This is a genomic window from Acinetobacter sp. SFB (genome assembly GCF_001647545.1).
Lineage (GTDB): Bacteria > Pseudomonadota > Gammaproteobacteria > Pseudomonadales > Moraxellaceae > Acinetobacter.
The window spans coordinates 205,811-225,838 of the sequence record NZ_LSZH01000001.1; the positions used below are offsets into that span (position 1 = coordinate 205,811).

The 20,028-nt window shown below is 39.3% G+C and carries 20 protein-coding genes and 2 pseudogenes; 8 read left to right on the top strand and 14 right to left on the bottom strand.

Annotated features, from left to right (window positions below):
- The first annotated feature begins 142 nt into the window (after positions 1-142).
- On the top strand, positions 143-1,300 hold the full coding sequence (locus AY606_RS01000) for a helix-turn-helix transcriptional regulator (RefSeq protein WP_067863395.1): 1,158 nt from the start codon (positions 143-145) through the stop codon (positions 1,298-1,300).
- Positions 1,301-1,340: 40 nt separating this feature from the next.
- Here AY606_RS01000 and AY606_RS01005 read toward each other — a convergent pair whose 3' ends face one another.
- From AY606_RS01005 to AY606_RS01015, 5 genes and pseudogenes are all read right to left on the bottom strand, one after another.
- Positions 1,341-2,537, bottom strand: coding sequence for a hypothetical protein (locus AY606_RS01005; protein ID WP_067863398.1), 1,197 nt, complete (start codon positions 2,535-2,537; stop codon positions 1,341-1,343).
- A 298-nt stretch (positions 2,538-2,835) separates the two neighbouring features.
- Positions 2,836-2,927: pseudogene (locus tag AY606_RS16830) on the bottom strand (IS5/IS1182 family transposase); the annotation flags it as partial.
- A 5-nt stretch (positions 2,928-2,932) separates the two neighbouring features.
- Positions 2,933-3,088, bottom strand: a pseudogene (locus tag AY606_RS15650) (transposase); the annotation flags it as partial.
- A gap of 97 nt (positions 3,089-3,185) precedes the next feature.
- Positions 3,186-3,944, bottom strand: coding sequence for a copper resistance protein NlpE N-terminal domain-containing protein (locus tag AY606_RS01010; RefSeq protein WP_067863401.1), 759 nt, complete (start codon positions 3,942-3,944; stop codon positions 3,186-3,188).
- Positions 3,945-4,120: 176 nt separating this feature from the next.
- Positions 4,121-4,615 (bottom strand): copper resistance protein NlpE, encoded by a 495-nt coding sequence (locus AY606_RS01015; protein ID WP_067863404.1) that lies wholly within the window; start codon positions 4,613-4,615, stop codon positions 4,121-4,123.
- Positions 4,616-4,967: 352 nt separating this feature from the next.
- Between AY606_RS01015 and AY606_RS01020 the strand changes: the two genes are divergently transcribed.
- Positions 4,968-5,522: a 1-acyl-sn-glycerol-3-phosphate acyltransferase gene (locus AY606_RS01020; RefSeq protein WP_081408349.1), complete on the top strand. Its 555-nt coding sequence runs from the start codon at positions 4,968-4,970 to the stop codon at positions 5,520-5,522.
- 168 nt (positions 5,523-5,690) lie between these two features.
- Here AY606_RS01020 and AY606_RS01025 read toward each other — a convergent pair whose 3' ends face one another.
- The 4 genes from AY606_RS01025 to mrdA all read right to left on the bottom strand — a co-directional run bounded on the left by AY606_RS01025 (position 5,691) and on the right by mrdA (position 10,052).
- Positions 5,691-6,020, bottom strand: a complete 330-nt coding sequence (locus AY606_RS01025) for a hypothetical protein (protein WP_067863410.1) — start codon at positions 6,018-6,020, stop codon at positions 5,691-5,693.
- Between the two features lie 184 nt (positions 6,021-6,204).
- Positions 6,205-6,939, bottom strand: coding sequence for a sulfite exporter TauE/SafE family protein (locus tag AY606_RS01030; RefSeq protein ID WP_067863414.1), 735 nt, complete (start codon positions 6,937-6,939; stop codon positions 6,205-6,207).
- Positions 6,940-7,481: 542 nt separating this feature from the next.
- Positions 7,482-8,039, bottom strand: a complete 558-nt coding sequence (gene rsmD, locus AY606_RS01040) for a 16S rRNA (guanine(966)-N(2))-methyltransferase RsmD (RefSeq protein WP_067863417.1) — start codon at positions 8,037-8,039, stop codon at positions 7,482-7,484.
- A gap of 3 nt (positions 8,040-8,042) precedes the next feature.
- Positions 8,043-10,052 (bottom strand): penicillin-binding protein 2, encoded by a 2,010-nt coding sequence (gene mrdA / locus AY606_RS01045; protein WP_067863420.1) that lies wholly within the window; start codon positions 10,050-10,052, stop codon positions 8,043-8,045.
- A 233-nt stretch (positions 10,053-10,285) separates the two neighbouring features.
- Here mrdA and AY606_RS01050 point away from each other — a divergent pair, with 233 nt between their 5' ends.
- From AY606_RS01050 to AY606_RS01065, 4 genes are all read left to right on the top strand, one after another.
- Complete coding sequence (locus AY606_RS01050) at positions 10,286-10,804, top strand: hypothetical protein (RefSeq protein ID WP_067864481.1); 519 nt, start codon at positions 10,286-10,288, stop codon at positions 10,802-10,804.
- A 63-nt stretch (positions 10,805-10,867) separates the two neighbouring features.
- Entirely contained in the window at positions 10,868-12,184 is a 1,317-nt protein-coding gene (locus tag AY606_RS01055; protein ID WP_067863423.1) for a DUF445 domain-containing protein, read from the top strand.
- A gap of 83 nt (positions 12,185-12,267) precedes the next feature.
- A complete protein-coding gene (adk, locus tag AY606_RS01060; protein ID WP_067863426.1) occupies positions 12,268-12,927 on the top strand; it encodes an adenylate kinase in 660 nt (219 codons plus the stop codon).
- 96 nt (positions 12,928-13,023) lie between these two features.
- Complete coding sequence (locus tag AY606_RS01065) at positions 13,024-13,206, top strand: hypothetical protein (protein ID WP_067864484.1); 183 nt, start codon at positions 13,024-13,026, stop codon at positions 13,204-13,206.
- A 2-nt stretch (positions 13,207-13,208) separates the two neighbouring features.
- Here AY606_RS01065 and nth read toward each other — a convergent pair whose 3' ends face one another.
- Together nth and AY606_RS01075 are read right to left on the bottom strand one after the other, a co-directional pair.
- Complete coding sequence (gene nth / locus AY606_RS01070; RefSeq protein WP_067863429.1) at positions 13,209-13,904, bottom strand: endonuclease III; 696 nt, start codon at positions 13,902-13,904, stop codon at positions 13,209-13,211.
- A gap of 3 nt (positions 13,905-13,907) precedes the next feature.
- Complete coding sequence (locus AY606_RS01075; protein ID WP_067863432.1) at positions 13,908-14,702, bottom strand: RnfABCDGE type electron transport complex subunit B; 795 nt, start codon at positions 14,700-14,702, stop codon at positions 13,908-13,910.
- A 343-nt stretch (positions 14,703-15,045) separates the two neighbouring features.
- On the opposite strand from AY606_RS01075, the gene gdhA reads away from it, so the two are divergent.
- Positions 15,046-16,392, top strand: coding sequence for an NADP-specific glutamate dehydrogenase (gene gdhA / locus AY606_RS01080; RefSeq protein ID WP_228259928.1), 1,347 nt, complete (start codon positions 15,046-15,048; stop codon positions 16,390-16,392).
- A 70-nt stretch (positions 16,393-16,462) separates the two neighbouring features.
- On the opposite strand, the gene AY606_RS01085 is transcribed toward gdhA, so the two are convergent.
- The 3 genes from AY606_RS01085 to rlmH form a co-directional block, all read right to left on the bottom strand.
- Entirely contained in the window at positions 16,463-17,230 is a 768-nt protein-coding gene (locus AY606_RS01085) for an META and DUF4377 domain-containing protein (protein WP_067863438.1), read from the bottom strand.
- A gap of 149 nt (positions 17,231-17,379) precedes the next feature.
- Positions 17,380-18,156, bottom strand: coding sequence for a dioxygenase family protein (locus AY606_RS01090; protein WP_067863441.1), 777 nt, complete (start codon positions 18,154-18,156; stop codon positions 17,380-17,382).
- 206 nt (positions 18,157-18,362) lie between these two features.
- Positions 18,363-18,845, bottom strand: coding sequence for a 23S rRNA (pseudouridine(1915)-N(3))-methyltransferase RlmH (rlmH, locus tag AY606_RS01095; protein ID WP_067863444.1), 483 nt, complete (start codon positions 18,843-18,845; stop codon positions 18,363-18,365).
- Between the two features lie 154 nt (positions 18,846-18,999).
- Here rlmH and AY606_RS01100 point away from each other — a divergent pair, with 154 nt between their 5' ends.
- Positions 19,000-19,956: a M28 family peptidase gene (locus tag AY606_RS01100; RefSeq protein WP_067863447.1), complete on the top strand. Its 957-nt coding sequence runs from the start codon at positions 19,000-19,002 to the stop codon at positions 19,954-19,956.
- Positions 19,957-20,028 lie beyond the last annotated feature (72 nt).

Sequence of the window (20,028 nt, forward strand, 5' to 3'; positions counted from 1 at the left end):
AATCCCCGCAAAATGCGGGGATTTTTTTTAAATAATCATATTCAAATGATTCATACGCTAAGTTTGACTAATTACTTTAATTCTCTATTCTTAAGAAAAACTAATTAATAAATTTTCTATCTGTGTGTAACTGGTGAAAATAATGAATAATGAGTTAGAGAATCTAATTATCGGGCAAATTTATGAAGCTGCTTTGGATGCCAGTTTGTGGCCTAAGGTAATTCAACACATTGTTCAATATACTGAAAGCAAAGCTGCCATGTTCACTGCTCTAGATCAATTAAATCCCGCATATAATTTTGTCTATACCTATAATCTTCCCCAGCAAAGTATAGAAAGCAGTCAACAAGAAAGAATAAGAATTATTGATAAGAAGTTACATTTGTCACTCTGGCAAAAATTAGGTATAGGAAATACTATAAGTCAAAATTTATCCCACTATAGTCAAATGTTTGGTACGGATGAGTTTATTTTTTATGAAAAATGTTTAAAGCCTATCGGGATTTGTTTTATTGCTGCGGTGTTGTTGGATCAAGGTGATCATCAATGGTCTGTACTTGGAATTCATCGGAGCGAGCAAGATCAACCTTTTAGTCAGTTTGAACTAGATATTTTAAAAAGAATGGGTTTGCATTTGCGACGCGCCCTGCAAATTCATAAACAATTAAGTTTGGCTCGTTTAGAAAATCATAATTTATACCAAATACTGAATGCAGCAAAAACTGGTATTTTACTGATTGATATAGATAGAAAAGTGCAATATCTCAATCAAAAAGCCCAATCTATTTTTGCAAAATCCAACGTAGTTGAACTGGATAAAAATAATCGAATTAATGTGAGTAAGACGGCTCAACCCGATTTAGAACAATTAATATTGAGCGCTAGAGTTGAATCTGAATATACAAAAAAACAGGTCGGCGGGTTATTGGCATTAACTGATCAAGCTGGCCATAAGTTTATGCTCACTGTTGCACCTTTTAACAGTACGCAGCATTTTGCAGATTTAAAAGACCATTTAAAGGAGTATGTGCTTCTATTCATTACTGAAACAGAAAAAAAATATAACCTTGCACTACCTTACTTAAAGGAAGTTTATGGGTTGTCGAAGAAGGAGTGTGAATTGTGCGAATTATTTGTTAATGGATATAACCTTGAGCAAATTTCAGTGCATTGCAACTTGACATTAAGTTCAGTACGGACTTATCTAAAAAATATTTATGCAAAAATGCAATGTAATAGCCAGGTAGAGTTTTTATATAAATTAATTGGCCTTACTCTAGATTTTGAACATGTAAGTTAATCTATCCAGAAGCTGATTCTGGATAGATATATCTTGATTATTATTCGGTAGCAACAAGAGTATCAGTAGTATCAGTAGTTAGGAAGTCTTTATTGAAAGTATATGAAATATCACCGCTGACAAGAGTTAAAGATCCAGTAACAACCGTGTAGGTAAACGCTGGATAAAGCGTTGTTCCGTTTACAAGTCCTGAACAGCCAGTTGTATCCACTATACTTTGAGTGGCAACCACAGTTCCATTGGTCGTGCTGTATTTACCGTATTCAACCCCCTGCGTCGATGTGTCACAGTCATCATTTGCTAAACTGTCAATATACATATAATAACCGTCACTGAAGAATGTGATTGCATTTGTATCACTGAACCAGTTGTCCTGAAGATTGTTTACAGTGGTGCTAATCCGTTTTAATTTATTTTCACCATTCGTTACACCAGATTCGACCAGTGTTAGGTTGGTTCGATCATAATTTAAGGTAAACGGTACGCCTCCGTTTGGATTAGACAGTCCTAGCTCGCCATTGGTATCAGTCTCAATTGCTGGATTAATTTGTCCAGTAATTGGATTCCAGTCCAATGTACCGGATTCTACGCCGCTACCCGTCAGATCAGTTCCATCTACTTCTCCTAATATATATTGCCCAGAAGGAGAAATATGAACAACCACAGCATCCTGCCCGGTATGACTCAACTCCCAGCTTCCAGCAATATCTTTATAGAAGGCATTTTCGGCATTAGTGAGTGCAGTTGCTAAGGCAACTGGAGTTTTATTAAGTTCGGTAAAAACAGGATCTGTAATAAATTGATCATAAGTCTGGTTGAAGTTGATGGTGTTGTTAGCCAGTGCGGTGAAGTCAGCATCACTAATTTGGATGCCGTTGTCGTGGTTGGCATCGGTGTCAAGTGTTTGTAAAAAAACGATGATATTTTGACGAACATTTTCTATAGTAGATAATTGCAATGGAGTGATTCGAGCAGAAGCTGGAATTGAATCACCTAGCTGTACGCCACCAATAAAAAATTTAATGGTATCGCCCGCTTTATAGTCAAAATAACCTTCAGCATTGGTTTTAGCTTTTATACCGCTACTCGTTTGATATTCAACGCCAGATACTGGTCCATCAACGAGTTGTCCCTGTTGAGTGGTAGTGGTAGGGGGTGGGTTAAAATCGTCATCGTTATCGTCATTACATGCTGTAAGTAAGCCCGCAATGGCAAATGCCAAGAGCACTTTTTTCATTTTTCTACTCCATCATAACCTTTGATTATTGTGCATAGAGCATAAACAAGCTGAATGTGCGCAAAATATCCTCAAATTAGGATAAATGGATTATTTTTCGTCACTTTTTATAACAATGTAATAAGTTGTAAATATTAAAAGAGCTGTTTTGTGTTGCTATTCAAATGATTTAAAAAATGAAATGAATTTAATTTTTAAATACACTTAGCGAGAGTAGTTTTTAAATATAAAAATTGTTTTACTTTAATTTTTGTAATATTTATTAGGGGCTGTTGACATTTACTGTTCATAATTAAACCTATAAAGGTAGCCATAAAAATATACAGGCAAAGCAACAGAACTTTTATAATTTCTTTTGAGCTTGTCATATCGAGTAGCTATTCTTCTAAACTGCTACAGGAAGGAATACCTCGCCACGGACAGCCTGTTCTAATTCTATAGAGAATAGCTTCAATAAAATGAGGTAACTTTGGGTTGTAGTGACTGAATAAGTTACGCAAAATAACTTTCAACTTTTGCCAGTGTTGATCTTTCAGCAGGGTACGAAGCATAGCGAATAGTAAAAGTGGGTTTGGCGATTTGATTTTACTGCTTCACTATTTTTAAGCTAAAAGTGTCAACCCATCCTACTTATATTTAATTATTTAATTATTTAATTTTGATATAAGAGGGTTGAGAAGAATCTGGATGAATAAATACCACCAATTCATGTTGAGTGCTATTGGATTTGATGGGTGAGATTGGATTGTTTTTAATCGTAGCAATATGCTCATTATTTTTATTATCCACTAAAACAATATCGCTGTCGCGTAATTTAAGGGGGCGATCTGACTGATTATTAATCTCAAAAAAATACGTCAATTGGGTGCTTGCAATACCATTCGATTCTATTTTTTCTGATTTAAATAAATCTGCCTGAATATCTACATATTTCAGTGCATTATTGACTTCTATAGCTTGTACTTGAGGGATTTGGTATTTTTCAAAATCTTTGAACTGATTTTTATCTTGATCAAGCGGTTCGATTGAATGAGCATGCAAAGAAAAATAACGACTTTGTTGGGTTTTATCGTCCATTAATTGCAATAAATTTGAATTTTTCTCGTCGAAAGTAAATGTTCCCGAAGATTCTTTTTGTTTAGTCTTTTGCTTAAAGAAACTAATTTCTTTTAGGCTATAAGTCTTGTTTTGATGAAGTCTGATTGATATGAGTTTTTTTTCACACGCATCACAGGGGATAAATGCTTGGTAATGACCAACCCAACTGGGAATTTGAACCTGTGTCGGTTGTGGAGGCTGTTCAGGTAGATTAAATTTTTCATTTACTGAGGATGTACTATTCTTGTTATCACAGCCACTTAAAAGTAATAGGGCAAAAAAACTAAGTGTAATCATCGCTTGTTTCATAATGATCATTTAATTAGAAAGATATTTTCTAACAGTAAGCATAACTGAATGATCTCGCTAGTATTCATTCACTAACTAGACGGTTTATTTGTAGCAAATCGTGACGAATATACAGAAATAGAGGAACTAAAAAAGCCCGATTTCAGGCTTTTTGTGCAAATCAGAACCAAGCTGAATTAATTAAGATCTTTCTGTAGTTTGTAATTAAGCTTTGAATCAATCATTTTGCCTGTGTTGATATCACGCGCTTCAACAAAATTCTCACCTACAAAAAATTTACGATTTTCACCTGCTTTATCCAAGCGAATAACAGATGGATTATCGGGGTCGAAGCTAAACGTGCCTTTGACTTTAGATTCATTATTTTTTCCTTTACCCAAATATTTTTGTGTTAATTCATAGGTTTTATCTGTTTTTAACTCCAGTTCTGTTTCAATGCCTTGGCAATCGGCACATGGAAAAACACCTTTATATTTACCGGCCCAATCTAGTGAGGTTTCTGCAGTATCACCCATCGGGGTCGCGGGTTGAGTCGTGGTAGGTTGCATAGACTCAGTTTGAGTAATTGTATTTTCAGGTGCTTGATTATTTTCAGGTGTATCGGTATTTGGTTTGCTACAGGCAGTTAGAGCGATAGTGATAAGAGGCAGAATTAATATTATTTTTTTCACGATTTCTTTCCTTTTATAAAGTAATGTAACTTTTAAAACTACGTAGGAAAGAAGGTTTATTAAAGATTGTTATTGTTCGTGCTTTGTTATTTCCTGCATGAGTTTTTATGAGATATGAATATCTTTATTTAAAAAACGCTCTGTAAATTTTTTTCATTTCTAAACTAATAAGTTTTTGCGAGATATAAAGATTAAAAAATATCCATTTATTTTAAATTATACATTTATATATTAATTGATTATTAATTATACATGTTGAGCTATCTTATTTTAGTGACCTTGTTAAAATCTGCGCACTTTATAAGGGTGTGGTGTTTTTGTGTTCGAAAAATTAGCTGAACAAAGTTTGGAAATGATGGGCTGGGAAATTGATAATCATTGGCCGCTTGATTTAGATCAGTGCGTAATGATTGCTGCACCACATACCAGTAATTGGGATGCTTTATATGCCCGTTTGGCCCTAAAAGCTTTAGGGGTAAATGTTCGTATAACCATTAAAGACAGCTATATGAAGTTTCCGTTTAGACCATTTGTACGTGCTTTGGGTGGAATCGGTATTGACCGCACACCCAAAACACAAGGCCAGCCGCGACCAAGTATGGTTGAGGTCATGGCTGATTTATTCAATCACAATCCCAAGCTGGTAATGTTGGTAACGCCTGAAGCTACACGTGCAAAACAGGAACAATGGAAAACCGGGTTTTATCATGTGGCCACTGCTGCCGGTGTACCGATTGCTTTGGCTTATATGGATTATGCCAAGAAAAAAACCGGAGTAGGAAAAATTGTATATCCTACTGGGGATTATGAAAAAGATATGGCCGAAATTATGAGTTTCTACTCACAAATCAATGCCAAATTTCCAGAAAATTTTAGTGTTGATAAGCGTTATTACACTGAAGCATAATTTTTAAAAAGACAGGGAGTTTATCCCTGTCTTGCTTTAAACGTGGCTTAGATTTAGGAATCAGTAAAAGATTGCTACGACGTTTAGCATTTGCCGTCAGCATGTGATCTGACAATTTTTAGTAATAAATAGAGCTGTAGAGCATTCCGTTAACGAGATGAAATATGTTTATTTATTTGCTGTTGAAGTAATTCCACCTAAATGCTGGCAAGCCTCTTGATACCTGACATATTGTTCCTTAATGACATCGGTTAATGGAACATCAAATAACTCTTCACCTTCTTTATAACTTTGCACATAAGATTCAGCTTTTTGGCGGCTAGCAGCCAAGGATTGTTCGTGAAATGAGGTAATGGAACTATGCGTCATTTGTGCACTTTCAATTTTATTACACTGAAAATCTGAAAGCATTTTTTCTGCATGCTTGACATCGCGAGATGTACCTAAGCTACAGCCAGTGAGAACAATAATACCTGCTAATAAAATCAAGGTTTTCATTTTAGAAAAATTAGTGGCGAGGATAAGTTATTGTATAAAGTTTTCTCTTATATTAATGGAATGTGAAATGCCAATTGGGTGTTTTTTGATTAAATGAGATTTATCTGATTTCTTTAAAATATATTTCAGGGAAAATTATTTTAACTCGCTGCATGTGAGTTTTAAATATTTCATATTAATAAATTTAGAGCAGGGTGCTGAAAATTAAAAAACTACCCGATGCAAATAATAGACTTAATACGGTATGTTTAAATTGTCGCTCTGAAATTTTATAGAATAATTTTGCGCCCAAGATTACAGGGAAACTTACACTGATCAGCAAGATGAGCATATAAGGCAGTAGTTTTATTTCCAATGTGCTTTGAAGCAAATAGGCAACCAAGGTGAAAAGCTGAATGCCGAAATTGAAATGCCGTAAAATATAACGTTGCTCTTGTTTGGACAGGTTTTTCAACATGACCCACGTAGAAGGTAGTGAGCCACAAAATCCGCCTAAGCCACCCAGTATTCCACCGATAAATCCAACCAGACTATCTGCAAATTTTCCGGATTGTTGCAGTCGTGGAAATTGTGGATTGAAGAACATGATGGGACACCACAACACTAAAAATAAGCCTAAAACCAATTTAAATGTCGCTGGCTGAATCATTTGCAGTAAATAAGTTCCTAAAGGTACGCCAATAAGACCTGCAATTAGATACGGTATAACCAATGATTTATTGAGATGAGGATGCTTTTGCTCATTCGATAATGAAATGATATGACTCCATACCGAAGCAAACACCACCAACGGTGCTGCAATTTGCGGTGGCAATACCCATACCCAGAAAGACATGGCAATTAAGGCAAAAGCAAAACCTGTAAGTCCTTGTACAAAACCTGCGACTATTGCACCAAGAATAAATAACAGCCAAGTCATAAGCATAAAGTCATAAGGAAAGGCAGCAGTATTCTAAAGATCACCCAAAAAGCCAAGCTTATATTTATCTGTATTTATGCAAATCTAAGTAGAACTTTTAATAAAAGGATTTAAAGGAGGGGATATTTATTAGCTATATTCACGATGTATAAAAAAAATGAATAAATGGCTACAAGAGTGCAACAATCGCTCCGTTCATTTCTCCATTAAATCGTTTGATACTGGCATAGTGCAGTAAAAAAAGGTGATGGACATGATGAAAAAAATGATATTACTTTCTGTATTCGCAGTGACTTTGAGTGGCTGTGTTGCTGATCCTTATGATGATGGTTATCGTGATCATCGAGACCGCAACGGACATTATGATCGACAACATGGTGACCGAGATTGGAATAACCAAGATCGTCCGGACTGGAACCATGACAGAAACGATCGAGACCGACCCTACAATCGTTAACAGGTTTGTAGGTCAGATCTTAAATTTATAAACTACATTCGACAAAAAAGGATTCCATATAGGAATCCTTTTTTACTGCCTTTGATTAACAGGAATTTTTTTGATATAAGCCTGCGCGCACAGTTCCGGCTTTAGTCTGTTTAATCTGTTGCCATGAAGATGGCAGTTTCAGCTGATTCAAGTCGCGATCTGCTTCAACATAGATAAAAGCCTGATCTTTAACTAATGGATCGGCAAGTTGAGCAAGTTCTTCCCATAAATCCAAACTATAGGGTGGATCTAAAAATACCAGATCAAATTGTTCTTTAAGGGTAGGCAAGACTTGTTGAGCGGTCGCAACTTTTAATTTTGCATGTTGACTGCTTACTCTAAGCAACTGCAAATTATCTGTTAAAAAAGCCGCTTGAGTACGATTCGGTTCAATCATGACCACTTGTGCCGCGCCACGTGATAATGCCTCAAAACTTAAGGCCCCCGAACCAGCACACAAATCCAGGACATTCGAATTTTGAATATCCCACATCAACCAGTTGAACAAGGTTTCCCGTACACGATCCGGTGTAGGGCGTAAACCTTCAATACTGGCAAAAGCGAGTTGGCGACGTTTCCATTCACCACCAATAATGCGGAGTTGATTTTTCATTGATCAGTCACTCTCTACCAGTTGTGAGTTCGTTGATGGTAATGCAGGCTGTGCTGATTGCGGTTTATTTGTGCTATTTGCATCAGCGGCGACTGGTGTAGTCCCACTTGGCAATTCACCAGGTTTAATCCCTGCAGTCATTAGACCACCACTAATTTGATGACCTGCTGGCTGGATGGGATTTTTTTTACGTTGGAGCAGCCAATAATCAAAAATAGGTCGCGCCAGTTGTGCGGCTGAACCACCGTGTTTACCATTTTCCCAAACGACAGCTATCGCTATTTCAGGGTTTTCTGCAGGAGCAAAACCGACAAACAAACCATGATCCAGTTGACGTTCGGTTAATAATGATTCGTTATATTTTTTGCCTTGAGCAATACTTTTAACCTGTGCAGTTCCGGTTTTACCTGCAATGTGATACATCGGGGTGCGAATACCACGACCGGTTCCAGTTTCAACCACATCTACCATGGCATCGCGCATCTTGATCCAGTCTTCCGGTTTGCCATTAAACTGAATTTCACCATCTGGGGCATTATGAGATTCATGCGGTTTTGCCCCATGACTTTCACGCAATACATGCGGGGTAATGTGTGCGCCTTGATTAGCGGTAATCGCAGTGGCCATGGCCAATTGTAAAGGGGTTGCGGTAAATGCCCCTTGTCCAATACTCACAGAAATGGTTTCACCTTTAAGCCATTTGCTTTTACGGGTTCGCATTTTCCAGTCTGGGCTTGGATATAAACCTGTACTTTCACTCGGTAAGTCCACACCAGTTTTTTCACCAAAACCAAACTGACGCATCCAGACATTCATTCTTTCAATGCCCATACGGTAGGCCAAGATATAATAGAACGTATCGCAAGACACCACTTGGGCTTTATGCAGATTTACAGCGCCATGACCCGATTTTCGCCAGTCACGGAATTTATGTGAATCTCCGGGTAAGGAGAAATAACCCGGGTCAGAAATGGCAGTACTCCAATCCAGCAGATTGTAGTGCAGTCCACCCAGACCAAACATCGGTTTAATGGTGGAACCTGGAGGATAGGCACCTTGTACAGCACGATTGTAAAGTGGCTGATCAAGATTGTCGCGTAAGGCGCTATAGTCGGTATTGCTAATTCCGGTCACGAACAGATTCGGATTGAAACTTGGACTTGAAACCAGGGCTAAAATTTCCCCAGTTTTAGGATTCAATACCACAATTGCACCACGACGTCCTGCCAGTTGTTCTGTAGCGATCACCTGTAAGCCATAATCAATTGACAGGTATAAGTCATTGCCTCGAACAGGATCTTTGCGACCTAAATTACGCAGCACATTACCGTGTGCATCGGCTTCAACAGATTCATTACCGGGTACGCCGTGTAAAAGATCTTCATAGGATTTTTCGACCCCAATTTTCCCAATGAGGTTGGTTCCTGCATATAAATCTTTATCAATCGATTTTAATTCTTTGTCATTAATTCGACCCACATAACCCACCACATGCGCAAAAAGCTCACCATGCGGGTAATAGCGGGTCATTTGGGTTTCTATATTAACCCCGGGGAATTGAAACTTTACTTCACTAAATTTGGCAATATCTGTTTCTGTTAAATTCAATTTAAGCGAAACGCGTTCGGTTTTTTTAGAGGTTTTAATTCGACTGCTAAAACGGTCTATATCTTCTTGGGTTAAGGCTAAAATTGGGGTTAAACGCTCAACAGTATCCTCAATATCTTTAACATCAGCACGTGACATGGTGGCTGAAAACACCGGATAATTGTCGGCAAGTAAAATACCGTTACGGTCGTAAATATAACCGCGTGCAGGCGCTAAAGGTTGCAGGCGAATGCGGTTCTGATCAGAGGCGGTTGAAAACTCGTCATAATTTGCAATTTGCAAATAGGCATAACGAGCCACCAGTATTAGAAGAAAGAATGCAACAATGCCGACCGCGATAAACACTCGATTGCGATAAATGCGCTTTTCTTGTTGAACATTTTTTAAAGGAAAGTGCTGCTTCATACGCGATCGACTTACATACAGGAGAGGGGGAAAAACCGGTGGAGTATTCTAACGCATGTTATCATTTTTTGATATTTGTTCAGGCGAACAGTTAGCTGTGTTTAGCTTAAACTTTGACTTTACAGACATTAAAATTGTAAGGTGCAGTATATAAGAGTTCTGATAATTCTGCTAAAGTCAAAATTGAAAAAAGGACTGTATTAAAAATAAAATTAGGGACAACGATGAAAATAATCACAAAAGCATATTCTTTGTTGGCATTTTTTGCGCTCGCAAATGTAGCTCATGCACAAGACAATCCGTATTTACCAGAAGCGAAATTAACCCCTGAAAGTGCAAAAGCCTGGAATGTTGGGGCAGGATTCACCCAGGAAATGATTCATGTAAATGCCGAATGGGTTAATCCGTATGGAATCGCCTATGCCAAGGCCGGCGTATTTATAGATGATGATTACACTCCTGGGGGGCAGGTTGGATTTCGATATCCATACCATCTGACGGGTAAAGATAAAAATGGGTATTATCTCGGGGTATATGCAGGACATATTGATAGTAAAAGTGTAGACAATGAACTTAAAGCACAACTTGGGGCGGGTGTAGATCTGGCCTATGTTTTGTTAAGCAAGGAACGCATTAGCAGTTTCAGTATCGGTATTGGTGCGGGTGAAGAGTTAGAAGATAGAAATGGCAATATGGTGGCTGAAACAGAGCCGAGAATACAATTCTCCTATACTTTAAGTATCGGTTTATAGTGAGAATGTTCAGTTTTATATGATTTAGTATTTTGTGATTAAAAATTAAAATGGATATTATGCATGCTTGAGTACGTCAACGAATTGTGGCAAACCTTCTTGAAACGCCCAGATTTCTGGGCAGTACTTAGCATTATTCCTGTAACTGCTTTTGTCACTTGGGCACATGTGTGGATGGCGCTTAAAATGGTCTTTTATCCCATTACATTTTGGGGCTTCCATTTAGGTTCATTACCCATTGGCTGGCAGGGAATTGTGCCACGTAAAGCCGGTCGTATTTCAGGGATTATTACCGATAATACCCTGTCAAAACTGGGTTCATTGCGCGAGTTTCTGGATGCAATGGATCCTGAAGACATGGCACGTATCATTGGTGAACAGGTTGGCTTTGAACTTGAACACATTATTGATGAGATGATGCTCGAACGTAATGCGGTATTTTGGGAAAACCTGCCTTATTCGATTAAGCGCCGTATTTATGCTCAGGCACATAAACAGTTACCCGGTATCTTAAGAGAACTTGTGACCGAACTGACCATGAACGTCGAGTCACTTGTGGATATGCGTGAAATGGTGGTTCGCCAAATGGAAGGGGATCGCCGTTTAATGGTGAATATGTTTCTTAAGGTTGGACAGAAAGAAATCAACTTTATTTGGCATATTAGTGCGTTAATCGGCATGTTCTTTGGTATATTCCAGATGATTGTCTGGTTTGTTGTGCCTTGGCACTGGACTGTGCCATTTTGGGCTGCGGTATGGGGTTTTCTGACCAACTGGATTGCGATCTGGATGGTATTTAATCCGCTTGAACCGCATTATGTCCGTTATCCACAATTTTTTGAATTAACCAAAAATCGTAAGTTTCCTTGGGTGAAACCTGTCATTCCACGTATTGGCACCTACAATATTCAGGGCGCATTTATGAAGCGCCAGGAAGAAGTGTCAGATGTATTTGCGCGAGTAGTGACAGAAGACCTAATTACGTTAAAATCGATCATGACTGAGATGATGTATGGCGGGAAGAAAAATAAAACTCGCCGTATCGTTAAGCGCCATATTAATGAAATTATGGAAACACCGCTGGTTAGAACATCTTTACAGCTCTCATTAGGTCCAAAAGAGTACGCAAAACTCAAGACAGACTTGATCGATCGCTCAATTGAAATTACGATGGTGCCTGTATGCGACCCTGCTTTTAATGCGAGCCGTGCACAGAAAATCTATCAAATGTTTAGAGACCGTATTCTAGAGCTGACCCCAAGAGAGTTTCAGAATTTACTCCGTCCTGCTTTTCAGGAAGATGAATGGATTTTGATTCTGCTGGGTGGCGTAACTGGATTTATAGCGGGTACAATCCATTTGTTTGTGGCTTTCTTATAATTAGATGCTGGACTGAGGGTTGAGTCAATTAGATTCGACCTGAACGAAGTGTCATATACATTGTTAAATGAGGATGTTTTTTTATGCGCATTATATTACTCGGACCACCTGGAGCAGGTAAAGGTACACAGGCTCAGTTGATCTGTAAGCGCTACAATGTCCCACAAATTTCAACCGGTGATATGCTCCGTGCTGCAATTCGTGAAGGTACTGAATTAGGTCTTAAAGCTAAAAGCGTGATGGAGAGCGGTGGTCTCGTATCTGACGAACTCATCATCGGTCTGGTTAAAGAACGTATTGCTCAACCTGATTGTGTAAACGGCTGCATTTTTGATGGTTTCCCACGTACGATTCCTCAAGCAGAAGCTTTGGAAGGTGAAGGGATTAATATCGACCACGTGATCGAAATTGATGTGCCTGATGAAGAAATCGTGCAACGCCTTTCAGGCCGTCGTCAGCATGCAGCTTCTGGTCGTATTTATCATCTTATTTACAATCCGCCTAAAGTGGAAGGTAAAGATGATGAAACGGGTGAAGATTTGGTTCAGCGTCCAGATGACCTAGAAGCAACCATTCGTAAACGTTTGGCTTCATATCATACTGAAACTGAACAGTTGGTCGGTTTCTATCAAGGTCGTGCAGCTTCTGGCGAAAATGCACCGACTTATGACAAATTGAATGGTCTTCGTCCGATTGAAGAAGTTCAAACCGATTTGTTCGCGATTTTAGATCAATCAAAATAATTCGCATGCCTTAGTACGGCGAATGTTTTGACATTAAAAGAGTCCTAAGTCATATTAGGGCTCTTTTAATTTGTGCACTATTTTGAAGGTGATGCCTTGCTAAAAATTGGCTTAGTAGTATTGGTAATTTTTTTTGGTATTGTGGTATTGGCTTTAATGGTACAAAGTTTTAAATTCTTGCGCCGAGTGGAAAAGCAGGAAGCGGCAGAAAAGAAAAATAGTCAGCCCGAGCGTCAGCTACATCCTAAAGTACAGCAAAAAAATAAAGATAAAAACTGAAGTTAGATTTTATCTTCAATCATTTTTACGGGAATGCTTTTCGCTGCACCAAATTCAAACCGATCCGGCCACTGGCAGACATCAGACACCACGCATTCATAACATTTTGGCTTACGGGCAATACAACAATAACGACCGTGTAAAATTAGCCAGTGGTGCGAGTCAATGATAAATTCTTTAGGAATGACTTTAACCAGTCGCTGTTCAACTTCTAACACATTTTTGCCAGTCGCCAGTCCAGTTCGGTTACCGACGCGAAAAATATGGGTATCGACTGCCATGGTTGGCTGACCAAAGGCGGTATTCAGCACTACATTTGCAGTTTTACGTCCAACGCCAGGCAATGCCTCTAGATCTGCCCGGTTATCTGGAACGATACTATTATGCTTTTCTATCAGTATTTTACAGGCTTTAATGACATTTTCGGCTTTAGCATTATATAGGCCAATCGTTTTAATATATTCCTTCAAGCCATCAACCCCAAGTGCATAAATGGCTTCCGGTGTATTGGCAACAGGAAATAATTTGTCGGTGGCTTTATTGACACTGACATCGGTTGCCTGCGCAGAAAGCGTTACCGCCACTAACAGTTCAAAAGAACTGCTGTAATTTAGTTCGGTTTTCGGATGGGGCCTTTGCTCGCGTAATCGCTCAAAAAATACCTGAATTTGTTTTTTAGTCATATTCTTTACAGGCATTCTTTATGCTCCTTGCAAAGCATTGAGTTGGTGGTTGAGTTGATCGAGTTGTAGACGTTTTTTTGCATCATCACGAACACTAAGCTGTTTTTCTAATTTCTTGATTTGTGTGCGAATCTTTGCAAGTTCAATGGTTGATTTAGCATCCGCCTGGACGGTTGGTTTGGATTGGTTTAGAGTGATCAGAATGTCAGGAACGCTATCATTTTGTGCTGAAAACTGAGCAAATAATGCGGTATCAATATTGGCACGCACTACGGGACCTTTACGGTTTAAACGTTGTTTTTCCTCACGTTGAATATGTGAATAGTAACGATTTCGTAAGTCATTTTGTTCCGCAACCCGCATATTCTCATTGGGCACTTCATGATGATCTGCAATCAAATCAATACAGTCGACCGGGCAGGGCGGGATACACAATTCACAACCGGTACACAGGTCAGTCAAAATGCTGTGCATGAGTTTACCCGAACCGATAATGGCATCTACAGGGCAGGCACTAATACATTTGGTACAACCAATACATTCATCTTCACGGATAATGGCTTTCATACGTTGTGGACGACCATCACTTTGAGTCGGCCAAACACTTTCTTCGGCTTTCAGTTGGGCACGACCCAATAAATTGGCTAAGGCATCGGCCACAGGTTGACCACCCGGAACGCATTTATTGGCTTCTTCACCTTCGCTTATGGCTTTTGCATAAGGTAAACATCCATCCCGATGACCACATAAGCCACACTGGGTTTGGGGGAGAAGGGCATCAATATTTTGGATGAGAGCAATTTGCGAATTCATGTGTAAACCACGACTGCTGAAGAAATAGCAGCATACCGAAAGAAGATTAAAACGAATTGGATGATTTTAGCATGATTTCCCACTTTAATCTTATGCGCGAAAATGGCGCTATAAGCGCATTATTTTTGGGCGAAAAGCTAACAAAAACAGTAAGGCAGCATTGCTTTGGTAGTCAGATAAAAATTGGTTATAATTGAAATAAATATATGTTATTAAATATTATTTAATTTTTTTTTAAAAAAGTATTGTGCTATTGTTACAAAAGCTATTTAATATTTTGCGCCAAAAATTATCATTTTTTGAAATTTGACCAATTTTGATCCATCTTTCTGCTGAGGATTAAGTGTTGAAATATAACAGCCTTAACGACTTCCTAGATTACGTTAAATCACGTGATGCACATCAACCTGAATTTCTACAAGCCGTAGAAGAAGTAATGACTAGCCTTTGGCCGTTCATTGAAAAGAACCCAGAGTATGCTGATCATGGTCTACTTGAACGCTTAGTTGAGCCAGAACGTGCGATTCAATTCCGTGTTTCTTGGGTTGATGACAAAGGCCAAACTCATGTTAACCGTGCATTCCGTGTACAGTACAATTCAGCAATCGGTCCATTCAAAGGTGGAATGCGTTTCCATCCATCTGTGAACCTTTCAATCCTTAAATTCTTAGGTTTTGAACAGACGTTTAAAAATGCGCTCACTACTCTCCCTATGGGCGGTGGTAAAGGTGGTTCAGACTTCGACCCTAAAGGTAAGTCTGAAGGCGAAATCATGCGTTTCTGCCAAGCACTCATGATCGAGCTTTATCGTCACTTAGGTTCAAATACAGATATCCCTGCTGGTGATATTGGTGTGGGTGGCCGTGAAGTTGGCTACATGGCCGGCATGATGAAGAAATTGAGTAATGACACTGCTTGCGTATTCACAGGTAAAGGTCTGACTTTCGGTGGTTCATTGGCTCGTCCAGAAGCAACAGGTTACGGTACAGTTTATTTTGCTGAGGAAATGCTGAAAACTCGTGGCGATAGCTTCAAAGATAAAGTGGTAGCGATTTCTGGTTCTGGTAACGTTGCGCAATACGCTGCTGAAAAGGCAATGTATTTGGGTGCGAAAGTGGTTTCACTTTCTGACTCTGCGGGTACTGTTTACGTTAAAGACGGTTTTACTGAAGAACTTCTTGCTGAAGTGATGGAACTTAAAAACATTAAACGTGGTCGTATTTCAGAATTCGCGTCTAAACACGGTTTTGAATACCTTGAAGGCAAGCGTCCTTGGTCCATCAAATGTGATATCGCGCTTCCATGTGCAACTCAAAACGAGTTGGATGCGGATGATGCGGCTCAATTGATTGCAAATGGCGTGATCTCTGTTGCTGAAGGCGCAAACATGCCATCTACTTTAGAGGCTGTTGAGAAATTCGTTGAAGCGAACATTCTTTATGCGCCAGGCAAAGCATCGAATGCTGGTGGTGTAGCAACTTCTGGTCTTGAAATGTCGCAAAACGCGATTCGTTTAGGCTGGACTTTTGAAGAAGTTGACGAACGTCTACATGCAATCATGAAAGAAATTCATCGCAACTGTGTTAAATACGGTACTAAAGAAGATGGTTCTGTAAACTATGTTGATGGTGCAAACATTGCGGGCTTCGTAAAAGTTGCCGATGCGATGTTGGCTCAAGGCGTATTCTAAGAATATATTTTCTTGAGTATAAAAAACCGAGGTGATGACCTCGGTTTTTTTGTATCTGAAATAAGCAGAATTATTTTACACTGGTACGCTCTATAGTCATGTCATGCACATAAGCATATTTAGACTGATCGGCTGCCGGGTTTTTAATTTCATAACGCTTTACCCGAATTACTTGGCGTTCGGCAGGATTATGCTCAAAACCTTCAATCTGATCGTAGAATAAAGTCCAGTCTTTATCGACCTGGGTTTTTACGCCACTGTCGTTGTATTTGATTTCACGAACTTGTAAACAGGTTTGTGCTGCTACACCCGTGCAGGGTTTAGTTTTAGGTGAAATTTCCAGAAAAATAGTTTCAGCTTGGCTCTGATATTTAGTTTCAGGTGTCATTTTTCCATTAAAAATGTATTTTTGACCTGTGGCGGAAAGGATCGTTAACGTTGGATTTTGCGGATCTTTTAAATCTAATACAAAAGGTGCTTTGCGATTATTAAATAAATCTTTAGCTACTTTTTCTTGTTCCATGGCTTGAGTTTCACATGCCATTTGGGTACCCATTAAATTATCGGTCACTATTTGATTATTTTCTACTTTCCAGCTCGCTCCCATACCATTACAGCTGGTTGCAATGGCAAGACGCCCTTTATCATCAAAATGAAGCACCAGAGGTTTAGGTGCACTGCCGGTACGGGTGCTCCATTGATAAGAAGCCAAGGTTTTGTCTGCATTTTGTTGTTGTAACACCGACACGGCAACATCTCCAGCTTTTTGAAGATCACCTGATTGGCAAGCTGCAAGGGTAAGAGGAAAAAGGGCAATCGCTAAAAATTTAAATTTCATGTTAAAAGTACTGGGTTTAGAAGAATTTTTAATAGAATAACGTAGGACTATTTAAAAAATATGGATACATTCTGATGAGTTAAGTATCAATATGTATCCATAACTATTTTTTTGTTGATTGTTAATAAAAAATTATAAGTGGGTAGACATCAGTCAAAACGATAAATATCCATACCGAGTGAACCCATACTAAAGCTGCTATGTACAATACTAAATCGCTGACCGGTTCCCATTGCAAAGAATAGTGGTGCGAAATGTTCCAAGCTTGGATGATTGCGTTCTACATAAGGAATATTTTTCCAGTCCAGTACGCTTTCATAATCGCTATGGTTTAGTTTGCTGACAACATAATTGCGAAAGGTTGATGCCCATTCGGGTACTTCAGCAGGTTCTCCACGCCAGGCAAGCTCAGCCAGATTATGGGTAATGCTGCCCGAACCAATAATTAACACCTGTTTTTCACGCAGCGGAGCCAGGGTTTGACCAATTTTATAAATATCTTGAGCAGACAAGTTCATGGGTAATGAAATTTCAACTACAGGAATATCCGCGTCGGGATACATATGCAGCAATGGCATCCAGACCCCATGATCACGAGGGCGAGTGCTGTTGGCATGTGCAGCCAAGCCTGCATCTGCTAAAAGGTGCAGAATTTCTTCAGCCAGTTCTGGTTGCCCCGGCGCAGGGTAGCGCATTTCGTAAAGTTCTGCGGGAAAGCCACGAAAGTCGTGCCAGGTTTCAGGACGTATACTGCTGCTCACTTCCAGTGCATTACTTTCCCAGTGTGCCGACATCACAATAATCGCTTCTGGTTTAGGCAGGTTTAGCTTCAAACGCTCTAGTGCTGGACCGACTTGCTCTGGATTAAGCGCCAGCATGGGTGATCCATGTGAAATAAATAAACCGGGTAAAGTTTGTAAATTCATGACAATGCGCCTAATTCAAATAATATCGATTGAGATGATGATGCCAAAAAGAACATATAGAATAAATAGAGTTTATCTCAACATATTGTTGCAGATATGCAACGATGAGAAAACGAGCTAAATCTTCGTCTCATCCAGACAAAGTGCTAATAATGAGCTTATTTCAGCTTTGTAAAAAACCAACATGAATCATTCAATCTGCTGATTTACCCTGCACGATGGTAAGGATGATTATGGTTGATAGTCATTGCGCGGTATAGCTGCTCGATCAGCATCACTCGAACCATCGGGTGGGGCAAGGTCAGCTTGGACAATGACCAGTGCCAAGCTGCGGCTTTACGCACGGCCTCAGAGTGACCATCTGGCCCGCCAATGGCCAAAACCACATCATTGCCTTCAAGCATCCAAGCTTTCATGGTTTCCGCCAGTTTCTCCGTACTGAATTCTTTGCCGCCGACTTCAAGTGCAATCAGGGTTTCATTATGCTTAAGTGCATTCAGAATGCTGTCACCTTCAATCTGGCGATATTTTAAAATATCCGCTTCCGAATCATTTTTACCGCGTTTTGCCATGGGTAATTCAATAATTTGAGTCTGAACAAAAGGCTGAATACGTTTGAAATAATCTTCAAAACCAGTGAGCACCCAAGCTGGCATTTTTTGACCGATGGTAATAATACGGATTTTCATAAGATTCGATGATTTGAAAGTCATCGTTATTATAAACGCTAAAACTGGTTTTGCTTATTTTGCGCAACAAATTGCAATTGAAAATTCGAGCGAGATGCTGCTTTAATCCTCAGCAATGGATTAAATATGAATAATAAGAGAGGAATAACAATAAATGATATTAAAGAGGAATCACCATTTAGGATTATTGTTAAGTACCTTCCTTTGCACTCTTTTTTTAAATACCTCGATTTGGGCATTGCCCAGCCTTACACCTGCCAGTACCGATAATTTAAAGGTTTATCTGGAACAAATCGTCGGTCAGCAGGGCCATCGTAATCATAAAAATACAGCAGAATTACAACGTGTTTCTGCATGGATTAAAGAACAGATGCGTCTGTTTGGTATTCCGTGCCAGTATCAGAATTATTCGGTGAATGAATTGGGCTATCGAAATGTCGTATGCACTTTAACGGCAGGTCATTCTGACAAAGTGATTGTTGGAGCGCATTATGATGTGTTTGGGGAGCAACAGGGCGCCGATGACAATGCTTCGGGTGTTGCAGGAGTGATTGAGACGGCACGCATTCTGGCACAACAGAAATCCCAACTGGCAAATAATGTGGATTTTGTATTTTATACCTTGCAAGAACCGCCATTTTTCAAAACCGAGCAGATGGGAAGTTATGTGCATGCCAAATCGGTACAAGCACAAAAGCAGCAGATTCGCGGGGTCTATATTTTAGAGATGATTGGCTACTATGATGAAAATTTGGTGCAGCAATATCCGACCGGTTTGAAGTGGGTTTATCCAAGTCACGGTAATTTTATTGCAGCTGTGAGTAATTTACAGTCTTATGAGTTAGGAGCAAAGTATTGTCAAGCCATGCAAATTCTTAACCGTTTAGAGTGTCAAAGATTGGTAACACCCTCTTTTGTATCTGGAATGGAATTTTCTGATCATGTGAATTATTGGAAGTTCGGGATTCCCGCGATGATGATTACCGATACCGCTTCTTTTCGAAATAAGCATTACCATACCAAGGGCGATACCTTAAAAACACTCAATATTGGGAAAATGGCCAATGTCGTAGAGGGGCTGGTTTATCATTTAATGGTTCAATCTGACTGATAAGAACGCATAAAAAACGCAGTCCCTGAATGAATACTGGAACTGCGATCAAAAGGTCATCCACCTGGAGAT